The 12,917-nt window shown below is 59.4% G+C and carries 13 protein-coding genes; 4 read left to right on the top strand and 9 right to left on the bottom strand.

Going from position 1 to position 12,917, the window contains the following annotated elements; all coding sequences use genetic code 11:
- Nucleotides 1–10 precede the first annotated feature (10 nt).
- The 8 genes from V476_RS26065 to V476_RS26030 form a co-directional block, all read right to left on the bottom strand.
- Nucleotides 11–808, bottom strand: a complete 798-nt coding sequence (locus V476_RS26065; protein WP_024959931.1) for an amino acid ABC transporter ATP-binding protein — start codon at nt 806–808, stop codon at nt 11–13.
- The gene (gene ehuD / locus V476_RS26060) at nt 801–1,451 is read right to left on the bottom strand and encodes an ectoine/hydroxyectoine ABC transporter permease subunit EhuD (RefSeq protein ID WP_024959932.1); all 651 of its coding nucleotides are present in this window, start codon (nt 1,449–1,451) and stop codon (nt 801–803) included. Before ehuD ends, V476_RS26065 begins: the two co-directional genes overlap by 8 nt.
- Nucleotides 1,452–1,454: 3 nt before the next feature.
- Entirely contained in the window at nt 1,455–2,132 is a 678-nt protein-coding gene (ehuC, locus tag V476_RS26055) for an ectoine/hydroxyectoine ABC transporter permease subunit EhuC (RefSeq protein WP_024959933.1), read from the bottom strand.
- A gap of 57 nt (nt 2,133–2,189) precedes the next feature.
- A complete protein-coding gene (gene ehuB / locus V476_RS26050; RefSeq protein ID WP_024959934.1) occupies nt 2,190–3,062 on the bottom strand; it encodes an ectoine/hydroxyectoine ABC transporter substrate-binding protein EhuB in 873 nt (290 codons plus the stop codon).
- A 242-nt stretch (nt 3,063–3,304) separates the two neighbouring features.
- Nucleotides 3,305–4,948 (bottom strand): dipeptide ABC transporter ATP-binding protein, encoded by a 1,644-nt coding sequence (locus V476_RS26045; RefSeq protein ID WP_024959935.1) that lies wholly within the window; start codon nt 4,946–4,948, stop codon nt 3,305–3,307.
- The gene (locus V476_RS26040) at nt 4,945–5,877 is read right to left on the bottom strand and encodes an ABC transporter permease (RefSeq protein WP_024959936.1); all 933 of its coding nucleotides are present in this window, start codon (nt 5,875–5,877) and stop codon (nt 4,945–4,947) included. Before V476_RS26040 ends, V476_RS26045 begins: the two co-directional genes overlap by 4 nt.
- Nucleotides 5,878–5,881: 4 nt before the next feature.
- Nucleotides 5,882–6,832, bottom strand: coding sequence for an ABC transporter permease (locus V476_RS26035; RefSeq protein WP_003396943.1), 951 nt, complete (start codon nt 6,830–6,832; stop codon nt 5,882–5,884).
- Nucleotides 6,829–8,460 (bottom strand): ABC transporter substrate-binding protein, encoded by a 1,632-nt coding sequence (locus tag V476_RS26030; protein WP_024959937.1) that lies wholly within the window; start codon nt 8,458–8,460, stop codon nt 6,829–6,831. Before V476_RS26030 ends, V476_RS26035 begins: the two co-directional genes overlap by 4 nt.
- Before the next feature lie 541 nt (nt 8,461–9,001).
- On the opposite strand from V476_RS26030, the gene V476_RS26025 reads away from it, so the two are divergent.
- From V476_RS26025 to V476_RS26010, 4 genes are read left to right on the top strand one after another with little or no spacing between them, the layout of a single operon-like run.
- Complete coding sequence (locus V476_RS26025) at nt 9,002–9,667, top strand: amino acid ABC transporter permease (RefSeq protein WP_024959938.1); 666 nt, start codon at nt 9,002–9,004, stop codon at nt 9,665–9,667.
- On the top strand, nt 9,648–10,307 hold the full coding sequence (locus V476_RS26020) for an amino acid ABC transporter permease (protein ID WP_003318929.1): 660 nt from the start codon (nt 9,648–9,650) through the stop codon (nt 10,305–10,307). Before V476_RS26025 ends, V476_RS26020 begins: the two co-directional genes overlap by 20 nt.
- Nucleotides 10,304–11,065: an amino acid ABC transporter ATP-binding protein gene (locus tag V476_RS26015; protein WP_024959939.1), complete on the top strand. Its 762-nt coding sequence runs from the start codon at nt 10,304–10,306 to the stop codon at nt 11,063–11,065. The genes V476_RS26020 and V476_RS26015 overlap by 4 nt, the downstream gene beginning before the upstream one ends.
- Nucleotides 11,066–11,109: 44 nt before the next feature.
- Nucleotides 11,110–11,934 (top strand): transporter substrate-binding domain-containing protein, encoded by an 825-nt coding sequence (locus V476_RS26010; protein ID WP_050428327.1) that lies wholly within the window; start codon nt 11,110–11,112, stop codon nt 11,932–11,934.
- A gap of 59 nt (nt 11,935–11,993) precedes the next feature.
- On the opposite strand, the gene V476_RS26005 is transcribed toward V476_RS26010, so the two are convergent.
- Nucleotides 11,994–12,896 carry a LysR family transcriptional regulator gene (locus tag V476_RS26005; RefSeq protein WP_024959941.1) on the bottom strand — a complete coding sequence of 301 codons (903 nt, stop codon included), beginning with the start codon at nt 12,894–12,896 and terminating at the stop codon, nt 11,994–11,996.
- Between the last annotated feature and the right edge of the window lie 21 nt (nt 12,897–12,917).

The raw sequence follows: 12,917 nt of genomic DNA, 5'->3' as shown, positions 1-12,917 counted from the left end.
GCGCTGGCAATCAGCGCTGCTCCACCCGCTGCAGAAATCTTCGAGTCCGTTCGTTTTGCGGATTCAGCAGAATTTCGCTCGGGGTGCCGTCCGCCACGATGCGGCCTCCCTCCATGAACAGCACCCGGTCAGCGATGTCCTGAGCGAATTTCATCTCGTGGGTCACCAGTAGCATGGTCATCTGAAATTCGTGGGCAATCGAGCGAATCACCGCCAGTACCTCGCCGACCAGCTCGGGGTCGAGCGCCGACGTGACTTCATCGAACAACATGACCTGCGGACGCATGGCCAGCGCTCTGGCAATCGCTACGCGTTGTTGCTGACCACCGGAAAGCTGGCTCGGATAGGCATCGGCCTTGTGAGCAAGCCCGACCAGCCCGAGGTATTGATGCGCGCGCGCAAGGGCCTCTTCGCGAGTCAGTCTGAGCACCCGTAACGGCGCTTCGGTGACATTTTCCTGCACGGTGAGGTGCGGGAACAGGTTGAACTGCTGGAACACCATGCCTACCCGATGCTCCACCGGAGCCTTGCGTGCGCCAGGCCAGCGCCATCCGGATGCGCGCGCGGGCACTGTTTCGCCTGCGACTTCTATGCTGCCTTGCTGGTAGTTTTCCAGGCCCTTGATAAGGCGCAATACCGTTGATTTGCCCGAGCCACTGGGGCCGATCAAGGCGACTTTCTGACCTTGAGGAATGCTCAGGTCCAGATGGTCGATGATCCGGTTGCGGCCGAAGTCCTTGACCACGTGTTTCATCTGTATCTGCGCAGTGGTGACGGACGGAATTGCGGTGTGTGCGAGATCAGACATGGCTGCGCCTTTCCAGGTATTTGAACAGCAACGAGGTCGGCACACTGATCGCCAGAAACATCAGCGCCATCACTGTGTACGGTTCGTTGTAACGATAGGTCATGCCGGCGATCTGTTTGGCAGCCTGAAACAGTTCAGGGATGGTAATCACCGCCAGAAGCGGCGTTTCCTTGAACATGCCGATCAGGTAATTGCCGAGCACCGGCAGCATGGGTTTCAACGCCTGCGGCAGGATGATGCGCCGCCAGGTGTCGCCACGATTGAAATCCAGGGCGCGTGCGGCTTCCCACTGTCCGGCCGGGATGTCGTCAATGGCACCGCGATACGCTTCGGCAATGTAGGCCGCGTAGTAGCTGCCAAGGCCGATTACACCGGTGGTGATCGCCGGGAAGGTGATGCCCGCCAGCGGCAGCGCGAAGAACAGCACATACAACTGGACCATCAACGGCGTATTACGAAAAAAGCTCAGGTAGCCTTTGCTCAGGCGATGCACGATGGTTATCTGCGAGCGCAGTGTCAGGGCCAGGATCAGACCGAGCAACACCGCGAGCAGGAACCCCAGCACCACGACCTGCACGGTCACCAGCAAGCCCTGAAACAGCTCCGGCAGAATCGACCAGGCGAATGCGATATCAAACTCCATCGTTCATCCCCTGGCCGTGCGCCACGCGGTGGCATGCTGCTCATAACGCTTGACCAGCCAGCTCAGTGGCCAGGCCATCACGAAATAGCAGACCAGCACGATGCTCCAGATCAGCGTTTGCTGGCCCAGCGTGGTGATCAATTGACTGCCGGTAAAGGTCAGGTCGGTGAGGGTGATGAGCGAGACCAGCGACGTGGTTTTCAGCAGCTCGACCAACTGATTGCCCATCGGCGGGATCATGAACGGCAGGGCCTGCGGCAGAATGATTCGCCGAAACGCGCTTATCGGCCCGAAGTCCAGCGCACGCACAGCGTCACGTTGACCCTGGCTGACGTTGATCAGTGCCGAGCGAATGATTTCCGCGCCATACGCCGAAAACGTCAGGCCCAACCCCAGCACGCCGGTGGTCATGGGGGACAGGCGGATGCCGAACAGCGGCAGAATGAAGAACAGGTAAAACAGCAGCACCAATGCCGAGATACCACGCAGCACCTCGACATACACAGTGGCGAACCAGCGTAACGCCCGGAACGGCGACAGGCGCATCAGGGCGATTACAAACGAAAGCACCAGCACCAGCAGTTCGGCAAGCACAGTGATCTGCAGGGTAATCCAGGCGCCGTGGGCCAGTTGTCTGGCAATGAAACCTGCGGTTTCCAGTGTTGCAGTATCAACAGGCATGGCCGTACTCGTGTGGGTCAGGGCCGTTTACTGCGCGCCCTTGCGGGGCGAGGCAGGTCATGGGTTGCAGCGTTGGGCTGCGGTGATGGTCGGGTCAGCCAGTTCGTTTTCGGTGTAGCCGTACTTCTGCAGGATTTTCAGCAGCTCGCCCGACGCCCGGAGTTTGGCCAGTTGTTCGTTGAAAGCCTGTTCAAACGCCGGATCATTTTTTGGCAGGCCATAGGCATGGTAATTCCAGCCCGGTTTGCCACTGGCGTCCGGGATCTGCTCGAAAGGCAAGGCGCGCTCGATGTCCGCGCTGTTGGCTTTCTTGATCAGACTGATGACTTCGGCGTCCGGGAAATAAACCACGTCCACGCGACCTGCCTGCAAGGCGGCCAACGCCTCGGTGTCCTTGTCGAACAACACCACATTGCTGTTGGCGATACCGCTGTCTTTGGCTTCCTGGACCTGATTGCTGCCAGGTTGCGTGGCCAGGCGCACCTTGGTGTTGCCGGCGACGTCCTTGAGGCTGTGCAGGTTCAGCGGGTTACCGGTTTTGACAATGAACGCACCGCCGGATCGTGTCACAGGGTTGGAGAACGCGATGACCTTGCAGCGATTCGGATTGATGAACAGGCCCGCACCGATCAAGTCGAAACGACCGGCTGCCAGACCCGGCACCAGCGAACCGAAGTCAGTGATAGGCGTCTCGATCTGCTTGATGCCCAGCGGTTCTAGAATCGCCCGCAATATCTCGACATTGGCCCCGGTGGCTTTGCCGTCGGTGCCGATGTAGGCATAGGGCTGTTCATTGGCGATACCAGCGGTCAGGCCGTCAGCGCGACCTTTTTCCAGCAGTCCGGCCAGGGCAGGGAATGAAATGACGGCATTCAGCAGCAGCGCTGAACCCATCAGGGCTGGGAACGACAGGGGGGTGATGCCTTTCATTGCGGGTGCTCGAAGTAGGGGAATAGGGCTTCTTGCTGATGCGGTCTGAACATGCGGGTCAGGTGCGCAAGTTAGCTTGGTCTTGCCTGCGTCCTGCTTCGGCAACATTTGCTGCATAAGATGCAACTCTATAGCTATTAAAAAAATAATTTAAATATCGATAAGGAATATGCATATACGCAGTCGCCGACGTCATGGATGCCAAGCATCGTGCGACCTATTGATGCAAGACCAGGTATTTCTCAGTGCGTCCCTGTTTGCAACTCCAGACGCCGGCCAGGTATCGCGGCAATCAACTCCTGGGTGTAGGCCGCTTCAGGTCTGGCAAAAACATCCTCGGCCAGACCCTGCTCGACGGTCTCGCCATGCTTGAGCACCAGCACCTGATGAGCAACGCTGGCGACCACCGCAAGGTCATGGGAGACCAGCACGTAGGCGATGCCTGACTCGGCTTGCAGCTCGACCAGCAGGTCGAGAATCTGCGCCTGTACTGACACGTCCAGTGCCGAGACCGGCTCATCGAGCAGCAGCAGATCGGGCTGCAGGGCCAGCGCTCTGGCAATGGCAACCCGCTGACGCTGGCCACCGGAAAGCTCGCGCGGCAGGCGGTCCAGATAGGCCACGGGCAACTGCACTCGCTCTATCAACCGGCGTGCGGCCTGCTCCAGTTCGCGGCCTTTGAGCAGGCCGAACGAGACCAGGGGTTCGACGATGCTTTCGAATAACGTGAAGCGTGGGTCAAGGGCCGCGAACGGGTTTTGCTGCACCAGTTGGATACGCCGTCGCAGTGGTCTGAATTCGCGCCAGCCCAGGTCGGTGACATCCTGGTCGTCCAGTAAAACTCGTCCGTGGGTGGGCTTCTCCAGGCCCAGCGCAATGCGCAGCGCAGTACTTTTGCCAGAACCGGACTCGCCGACGATGGCCAGTGTCTGGCCGGGAAAGACCTTGAAACTGACATCCTGCAACGCCTGAAACTCTGCCTCTTCGCCTTTTACGTAGGGCAAACGGTAGGTCTTGCTGATGTTGCTCAGGTTCAGCAATGGTGTGTCATTGGCCAGGGCCCGGCGTGGAGCGACCGGGCTTTTGCGCTGGCCGAATGCTGGAGCGGCGGCGACCAGTGCTCGGGTGTAGGCATGGCCTGGGTTGACGAGAATCTGCTCGGGTGTGCCATGTTCGACCAGCTCGCCGTTGTTCATGACCAGCACCCGGTCAGCGCGGTCGGCCGCCACGCCAAGGTCATGCGTGATGATCAGCAGGGAAATACCACGCTCGGCCACCAGACGTTGCAGATGATCGAGGATTTTGCGTTGTACCGTCACGTCCAGAGCGCTGGTGGGCTCGTCGGCGATGATCAGGCGCGGATTGCCGGCCAATGCGATGGCGATCAGTACTCGCTGGCGCATGCCGCCGGACAGCTCATGTGGGTACTGACGAGCGCGTAACAAGGGCTTGTCCAGGCCGACTTGCTGCAGCAGTTCCAGCACATCGGCATCGACTGTCGGATAACGCCCGCCATGCGCCTGCAGCAGTGCTTCGGCAATTTGCCGACCGATGCGCAGAGTCGGGTTCAGGCTGACCATCGGGTCCTGCGGCACCAAGCCGATCACGCTGCCGCGAATCCGACGTTTCTCGCGCTCGGACGCATGGCTCAGATCGTGACCATCAATCTGCAGTTCGCCACTGGTGATGGTTGCGTTATCCGGTAGCAGGCCGAGGATTGCGTTGGCCATCGTCGACTTGCCGGAACCCGACTCGCCGACAATCGCCACGGTTTCGCCCTTGGCGACCTGAAACGAAACGTTGCGCACGGCCTGATTGACCTGCCCGTCGAAACGATAGGCAACGCCCAGGTGTCGGATGTCGATCAGTTGCGGGGTGTCGGTCATCGTTGAATCTCTTCCAGAGTGCGTGCGATGTGGTTAAAGCTGAACACGATAGCGACCACGAACAAGCCAGGCAGTAGCGAAACCCAAGGCGCAGTCATCAGAAAGTGCCGACCGTTGGCGATCAGCGTGCCCCATTCGGCTGCTGGTGGTTCAGCACCAAAGCCGAGGAAGCTCAGCCCGGCCGTCGCCAGAATCGCCGCGCCGAAGTCCAGTGTGGCTAGCACCGCCACCGGGCCCCAGGCGTTGGGCAGAATGTGTCGCAGCAGGGTACGGGTCCAGCTCGCGCCGCCCAGACGTGCTGCTTCCACGTAGGGCAACGTCTTGACCCGCAGCACTTCTGCGCGGGTGGTGCGAGCGAAACCGGGAATTATCCCTACGCCTACTGCTATGGCTACCGGAAGGGTGCCGAACCCGATGGCTGTGACAATCGCCAGCGCCAGTAGCAAGCCGGGCAGGGCCAGCAATACATCGATCAGGCGCATGATCACCGCATCGATGCGCCCGCCTGCGAAACCGGAAATCACCCCCAGACTCAAGCCGCCGGCCATGGCGATGCCAACCGCCAGCAGTGCGGCCTGTACCGAGAGGCTGGAGCCATGCACCACGCGGGTATAAAGATCACGGCCCAGCTCGTCGGTGCCAAACCAGTGCGCAGCATTGGGGGCGGTGAGCTTGTCGGCAGGCGAGGTGGCATAAGGTGCGTAGCTGCTCAGGAGATGGGGTGCCAGCGCGGCCAGCAGCGCAAAGGCGACGATTGCCACGGCCAGCAGAAAACCCGGGCGCCGCAACAGGGGGCGCGCGGCTTCCACGATCCGGCTCAGGCTGCTGCGCCGTCGCCACAGCGCTGCAGGTGCGGTTTTACCTGGAATGGTTTCACCGGAAGCAACCAGGCGAGCCAGGCGCGCAAGGCGGTTGTCGAAGATAGTCATGTCTTCAGGAGACCTTTGGCATATGGGCGATGCGCGGATCCAGCGCGGGATACAGCAGGTCAACGATCAGATTGACCACGACGAACGCAGCTGCGGAGACCGCAACGATGGCCAGTACCACCGGGATGTCCTGACGCAGTACGGCTTCCTGGGCAAGTCGACCGACCCCGGAGCGGGCAAAAATGGTCTCCACCAGCACCGCGCCGGACACTGTGTTGCCAACCTGCAGGCCGATCAGTGTCAGCAGCGGCAGGGCAGCGTTCTTGAACGCATGGCGGGCTTGAACCTGCGCGCGGGTCAGGCCCTTGGCATAAGCGGTGATGATGTAGGGCTCTTTCCAGACGCCCTGAAAGCCGCGTTGCAGGACCTGGGCGTACACCGCGGCGCTAGGGATCGCCAGCGTGACGGCTGGCAATATCAGGCTTGAGAAACCCTGATTGCCGGTCGCCGGGAACCAGCCAAGAGTGAACGCGAACAGTTGAATGAACAGCAGGCCCATCCAGAAGACCGGCACCGAGAAGCCCAGCGACGGCAGTCGTGACAAGGCGACCTTCAAGGGCTGCCAGCGTACGTAGGCTGTGAGATACGCCAGACCGATCCCGCCGATCAGTGACAGAACAATGGCAAGCCCCGCGAGGCTCAGGGTTTGAGGCAGACGTTCGATCAGCAACTCCGACACCGGGCGATTGAGCGTCAGCGAGTTGCCGAAGTCACCGTGCATGGCTCCCCATAGCAAATCGACGTATTGCTCGAAGAGTCCTCGGTCCAGCCCGTAATAGAGCTTGGCCTGAGCGAGGTCCTGCGCTGAAAGTGAGTCGATTTCGACACCCGAGGCGCTGAGCATGATCGACAGGGTGTCGCCGGGCAGCAGGTACAGAATGAAATAGGTGACGCTGTAGGCACCCCAAAGTACCAGCAGCGCTTGCGCGATGCGACTGAGGATATAGCGGCTCATGGCGTTGCCAGCTCGATGTCGTTGAACAGCGCAAAGCCTTCCGCCGTCCAGTGGAAATTGCGTACGTTTTTCGCTGTGGCGGCTTGCCAGACCCGCTCGTAGACCGGGAACGCCGAGCCTTCGTCGACCAGCAGGTCCTGCAACTCGCCATAAGCCCGGGCGCGCTGTTCGCTTTGCGTGGCGGTCAGCCCGGCGTCGAACAGCGCAAGGGCTTTGGGCAATGTTTCCGGCGCGTAAAGGTTGGTCGCCAGTGTCGAACTGTTGGCGCTGCGCGGGTCGATGATGGTCTGCAGGATGATCGGGTCGGCGCGGGTCATGTAGGTGGACGTCAGATCATAGTTGCCTGCCGCGTTGGCCGCAGCCCATTCGGCGGTGGTCACCACGTTGAGCTTGAGCTCGATACCCACCTTGCGCAGTTGATCCTGAATCAGCACATCACCAGCGGTTTCAGCGGGGGAAAGGTTGTAGGCCAGCTTCAGTCGCTTGCCTTCTTTATAACGATAGCCGTCGGCGTTTTTCTGCCAGCCCGCAGCGTCGAGCAGGCGCTCTGCACCTTGAGGGGCGTAGGCCAGTTTGTCGGCCTGGCTTTTATAAAACGGCGTGGTGACGTCGTAGATGCCGGAGACCACCGGGAATTGCGGGTTATAAACGGTGGCTGCGTAGGTCTTGCGGTCGATTGCCTTTTGCAACGCCAGACGCACGCTTCGATCGGCGAGGATGCGATTGCCGCGGGTATTGGGATACAGGTTCAGGGCCGGTCCTGGCAGCGACCGGCTCTGAATGGTCGCGCCCCTGGACTTGAACAGGCTGAGGTCCACCTCGGAGAACGGATTGCGCGGCCAGAGGATATCGACCTGCCCCTGAACGAACTGGCCGTTACGTACGCTTTCTTCCGGCACGTAGCTGACCTCGACCGCGTCCAGATGCGCCTCGCCCTTGTTCTGCGCATTGGCCGATGGCCAGGCATAGCCCTTGCGTTTGGTCAGGCGCAAACCACTTTCAGGGGTGTAGCGCTCCAGCACGAATGGCCCGGTGCCGATGATTGCACCCAGCGAGCGCTGCTTGACGCTGAGCGCGTAGGACTCTGGAGCAAGAATGGCGAGATTGGTGGTGGAGGTGGCTTGCAGAAAGCCTGCATTGGGTTGGGCCAGCACCAGTTTGACGGTGAAGTCGTCCAGCACCTCTGCGTGGTCGTAACCTTTGAGGTAAGTGGCGCCGAAGGTGGCTGGCAATTGTGCGGCGAACGACTTGTCCGCGTCGTAGGCCGTCTTCACCGCTTGAGCGTCGAAACGTGTGCCGTTGCTGAAGGTCACGTCCTTGCGCAAGTGAAAGGTGTACTCCAGCGCGTTGTCACTGATTTCCCAGCGCTCCGCCAGCCAGGGAATGATCTTGCCGGTCTGCGGGTCCTGATCGGTCAGGGACTCTGCAATATTGCGCAGCACCACCCGATGCTCCAGCCAGTAAACCTGAAAGGGGTCAAGGCTGACCAGCGTGGTGTTGTCTCTGAAGAACGCCACCTTGAGGGTTTTGGCTGCCTGGCCGTCCTGGCCGGAAGGTGAGCAGCCGAGCAGGGTAATGGCTGTGACGGCGGCGAACAGCAGGCGCGAGAGGAAAGGGCGCCCAGTCATCGCACTGTGCTCCGGGTCGCGAATCCATTTGAGAAAGTCGAAGGCGGTGTACGGCGCATGGAAGGTCCTCTTCAAGTCGAGCACAGTGCTTCAGCACTGATTTCTTAAGACCGTATTCTTATGAGGGGACGCTGTAAAAGTCTTTTTTCTTCTAAGCTAATATAGGATTTTATGATTTATAAGATGATTTATTATGCTTAATTAGTATTTTTGCAAATGCTTGCTGTTTCGGGCATCGAACAGCGTTGGCGAAAACGAAAAAGCCCTCGATTTGAGGGGCTTTCTGTCTTTGCCACTGTGCAGCCCATCCGCTCTGGATAGGTCATTGCATAGGGAGCAGGAAGTGCTTCCAGCTGTATTCAGACTTTTCTGACGCAGTCAGATGACAATTCAGACGTGTGTGATTTTTCGCGCTCTATGCTTATGCTAAAAAGATATTAAATTTATAAAAAACAGAAGTTTAAGCTATATATCAATACATAAGTTCAAGGCCCCGCCTGATGTGTTTTCTGTACATGTACCTCGATGTGGATGGCCAGCAATGACCTTCGATTACGCATTTGCCATTTCCACCTTGCCTGCCTTCCTCAAAGCCGTTGGTGTCACCCTTCAGGTGGGGCTGATTGCAATCCTGACCTCGCTTACTGTAGCGGTCGTTAACGCTGCGATTGCCACGTTCAAGGTGCCGGTCCTGCACCGTCTGGTGCCGATTTATGTTGAGCTGGCACGCAACACGCCATTGCTGATTCAACTGTTCTTCATCTATTTTGCCTTGCCGACGCTGGGGATTCGCGTGTCGGGTTTCGCGTCGGCAGTGATTGCGATGACCTTTCTCGGCGGTGCTTACCTGACCGAGATTCTGCGCGCTGGCATAGAGGCCGTGCCCAAGGCTCAGATCGAGTCGGGGTTGTCCATCGGACTGTCCCGCTGGCAGTTACTGCGCCACGTGATTCTGCCGCAGGCGGGCATCCTCAGCCTGCCGGCACTGTTCGCCAATTTCGTCTTTCTGCTCAAGGAAACCACCGTGGTCTCGGCTGTCGCGGTGCCGGAAATTCTCTACACCACCAAAAGCTACATTGCCCTGTATTACAAAACCTACGAGATGCTCGCGGTGATGACCGGCCTGTGCGTGTTGCTGTTCCTGCCGCTGTCTTTGTTACTCAGTCTTCTGGAAAGGAGGCTCCAGCATGGCCAGTTCGGGTCTTGAGTTGTTGTGGGTGTCTGCGCCGCAGTTGATCACGGGGGCAGGGCGCACATTAGGGATTTCACTGTTGGCAATCGTCTTCAGCAGTCTTGGCGGCCTGTGTTACGGCGTGCTGCGCAGCCTTGGCAAACGCTGGCTGGAGGTGCCGTTGCGGATCTATCTGGAGCTGTTCCGGGCGATTCCGGTACTGGTCTGGCTGTACTTGTTCTTCTTTGGGTTACCGATTTTCCTTGGCCTGAGCATTCCGGCGTTCTGGTGCGCGGTCCTGGTGCTTTCTTTGTGGGGGGCCAGCGAGGTCGGTGAGGTAGTGCGCGGCGGGCTGCGTTCGATTCCACGCGGGCAACGCGAAGCAGGCTTGGCAATCGGTCTTGGTCTGGGCCAGTTGTATGGTCGCGTGCTGCTGCCACAGGCACTCAAGCGGCTGACGCCGCCGGTGATCAATGTCTATACGCGGCTCATCAAGACCAGCTCGCTAGCCGTCCTGATCGGAGTCGTGGACGTGACCAAGGTCGGCCAGCAGATCATCGAGCGCACGTACGAATCGGTGCTGATCTACGGCTTCCTGTTTCTATTCTTTTTTATCGTTTGTTATCCGCTGTCGGCCGCCTCGCGTGTGCTTGAACGGCGCTGGAATCACGCATGAGCACATTGATCGAACTGTCCGGTTTCAGCAAAAACTTCGGTGACACTCCGGTGCTCCGAGACATCGACCTGAGCGTGAAAGAGGGCGAAGTCGTGGTGATTCTTGGCCCCAGCGGGTGCGGCAAGAGCACATTGCTGCGCTGCCTCAACGGCCTCGAACTCGGTCATGCCGGCAGCCTGCGCTTTGCCGGCAAGGCGCTGCCCGCCAACGCCGACTGGCGGCTGGTCATGCAGCAAATCGGCATGGTCTTTCAGAGCTATCACCTGTTTCCGCACATGACCGTACTCGACAATATTCTGCTCGGCCCGTTGCGCGTGCAAAAACGTAGTGCAGCCGAGGCTCGTCAGCAGGCCGAGGCATTACTGCAGCGGGTGGGCCTGACGGAAAAACGTGATGCCTATCCGCGCGAGCTGTCCGGCGGCCAGCAGCAGCGTATCGCTATCGTGCGTGCGCTGTGCATGAACCCCAAAGTCATGCTGTTCGATGAGGTGACCGCAGCCCTTGATCCGGAAATGGTCAAGGAAGTACTGGAAGTGATCCTCGACCTCGCCCAGGGCGGGATGACCATGCTCATCGTCACCCACGAAATGGCCTTCGCGCGCGCGGTGGCCGACCGAATCCTGTTCATGGACCGCGGCCGAATCGCGGAACAGAACGACCCCGAAACTTTCTTCAGCGCCCCGCAGACCGCACGCGCGCAGCAGTTCCTGGAGAGGTTCTCCTACGTGGAAAACATGCCAAAAAGGAAAGCATCGTGAGCTTCAAAACTGCCCTCGTATTACCGTTGATTGCCTTCACCCTGATGGCGGGTTGCGACAAGCCTGCCGAGCAGAAGCCCGTGGCCAAGGCTGCCCCTTCACCGTCCAGCAGTTACCTGGAAACCATCAAGGCTCGCGACAAGCTGATTGTCGGCGTGTTCAGCGATAAACCGCCTTTTGGCTTCGTCAACGAGCAGGGCCAGTACGTCGGTTTCGACACTGACCTGGGCAAGCGTTTCGCCAAGGACCTGTTGGGCGACGAGAAGAAGATCGAGTTCGTAGTAGTCGAACCTGCCAGCCGCATACCGTTTCTGCAGAGCGACAAGGTAGATTTGATTCTGGCCAACATGACGGTTACGCCGGAACGTCGAGAGGCAGTGGATTTCACCAACCCGAATCTGCGTGTTGCAGTTCAGGCGCTGGTGCCGCAAGCCAGTCCGGTCAAGACGCTGGACGATCTGGCGAGCAAGACCACCATCGTCACCATCGGCACCACGGCTGATCTCTGGCTGACGAAAAATCATCCTGACTGGAAAGTGCTGAAGTTCGAGAAAAACTCCGAGTCGCTGCAAGCGCTGGCCAATGGTCGCGGTGATGCCTATGCGCAGGACAATCTGGTGCTGTTCAGCTGGGCGAAGAAAAACCCCGGCTATCGCGTGCTGGAGCAGAAACTCGGTGACGAAGCGCCAATCGCTCCTGCCGTCAAAAAAGGCAATATCGAACTGCGCGACTGGGTGAACACCGAACTGGCCAGGCTGGGCGAAGAGAAATACCTGCTCAAGCTCTATGATCAGTATGTACGCCCAGAGCTGGCCGAGGGCACAGACCCCAATGCGGTCATCGTCGAAGGCGGAAGCTGGAAGCCTTGATGGCTATGATCTGATTGCCGCGGATGGAGCGCGAACCGGCGAGAGGCCGGTTCGTTTGTCTACAGCGTGGCACCGCCTGCAACTGCCTTGCTCTCAAGCTCTGCTTCGAGGCGATCGACGAACAAGCGTACCCGGTGAGGGACGCGCTGTCGGGTTGGCAATACCGCCGTGACAGACAACTGCTCGGGGATAACGTCCTCGAAGGTTATCTGCAGAAGGCTGCCTTCACGGATTTCCTGCTGAACATCCCAATAGGTCAGCATCGCCAGCCCCAGGCCCTGTTTGCACGCCGTGCGCACCGCTTCGACGCTGTTGGCCGAGAACGCCCCCTGAGCGCGAATGGCCACCGGCTCGCCTTCTCTGATGAACGGCCAGTAAGGCATCGCATGCAAGGTTATGCACGGGTGTTGACGAAGTTCGTCAAGGATTGATGGCTGGCCGTGCCGTGCCAGGTAGTCGGGGCTTGCACACACGACTCGGGGGTTGGGCGCCAGCGATCTGGCCACCAGCGCGGAGTCACGTATCGTGGCGATCCGAATGGCGACATCGATGCCCAGCCCGGCGATGTCCACGATGCTGTCCGACAGCGTCAGGTCGATACTCAGTGCCGGATTTTCCTGCATCAACGCAGGCAGCAGCGGCATGATGACGGTCTGACCAAACACGCTGGGGGCAGTGACCCGCAATACGCCACTGGCCGTACCCGCATCGGCTTTCAGCGTTGCACGGGCGGTTTCGCTGGCGTGGAGCATGGTTTTGGCATGCGGCAGAAACACTTCGCCTTCCGGCGTCAGTGATACCGAGCGGGTGGTGCGGTGAACCAGCCTGACGCCCAGGTCGTTTTCCAGCGCAGCCAGACGTCTGGAGATTGCCATCGGCGACAACCCGAGTCGACGCGCCGCTTCCGACAGGCTCCTGCTGGAGGCAATGGCGGCGAACACCTCTATATCAGATATTTGCACGGATTCTATCCATTTTCGTTA

It is taken from the genome of Pseudomonas syringae KCTC 12500, from assembly GCF_000507185.2.
GTDB classification, from domain to species: Bacteria; Pseudomonadota; Gammaproteobacteria; order Pseudomonadales; family Pseudomonadaceae; genus Aquipseudomonas; species Aquipseudomonas syringae.
Note: the sequence above shows the minus strand (reverse complement) of the source record. Positions and strands in the feature narration are given on the sequence as shown.

Bases quoted from the DNA above. Each gene is read 5' to 3' on its own strand.
- V476_RS26065 (WP_024959931.1), bottom strand. From the start codon at position 808: ATGTCTGATCTCGCACACACCGCAATTCCGTCCGTCACCACTGCGCAG.
- ehuD (WP_024959932.1), bottom strand. From the start codon at position 1,451: ATGGAGTTTGATATCGCATTCGCCTGGTCGATTCTGCCGGAGCTGTTT.
- ehuC (WP_024959933.1), bottom strand. From the start codon at position 2,132: ATGCCTGTTGATACTGCAACACTGGAAACCGCAGGTTTCATTGCCAGA.
- ehuB (WP_024959934.1), bottom strand. From the start codon at position 3,062: ATGAAAGGCATCACCCCCCTGTCGTTCCCAGCCCTGATGGGTTCAGCG.
- V476_RS26045 (WP_024959935.1), bottom strand. From the start codon at position 4,948: ATGACCGACACCCCGCAACTGATCGACATCCGACACCTGGGCGTTGCC.
- V476_RS26040 (WP_024959936.1), bottom strand. From the start codon at position 5,877: ATGACTATCTTCGACAACCGCCTTGCGCGCCTGGCTCGCCTGGTTGCT.
- V476_RS26035 (WP_003396943.1), bottom strand. From the start codon at position 6,832: ATGAGCCGCTATATCCTCAGTCGCATCGCGCAAGCGCTGCTGGTACTT.
- V476_RS26030 (WP_024959937.1), bottom strand. From the start codon at position 8,460: ATGACTGGGCGCCCTTTCCTCTCGCGCCTGCTGTTCGCCGCCGTCACA.
- V476_RS26025 (WP_024959938.1), top strand. From the start codon at position 9,002: ATGACCTTCGATTACGCATTTGCCATTTCCACCTTGCCTGCCTTCCTC.
- V476_RS26020 (WP_003318929.1), top strand. From the start codon at position 9,648: ATGGCCAGTTCGGGTCTTGAGTTGTTGTGGGTGTCTGCGCCGCAGTTG.
- V476_RS26015 (WP_024959939.1), top strand. From the start codon at position 10,304: ATGAGCACATTGATCGAACTGTCCGGTTTCAGCAAAAACTTCGGTGAC.
- V476_RS26010 (WP_050428327.1), top strand. From the start codon at position 11,110: ATGGCGGGTTGCGACAAGCCTGCCGAGCAGAAGCCCGTGGCCAAGGCT.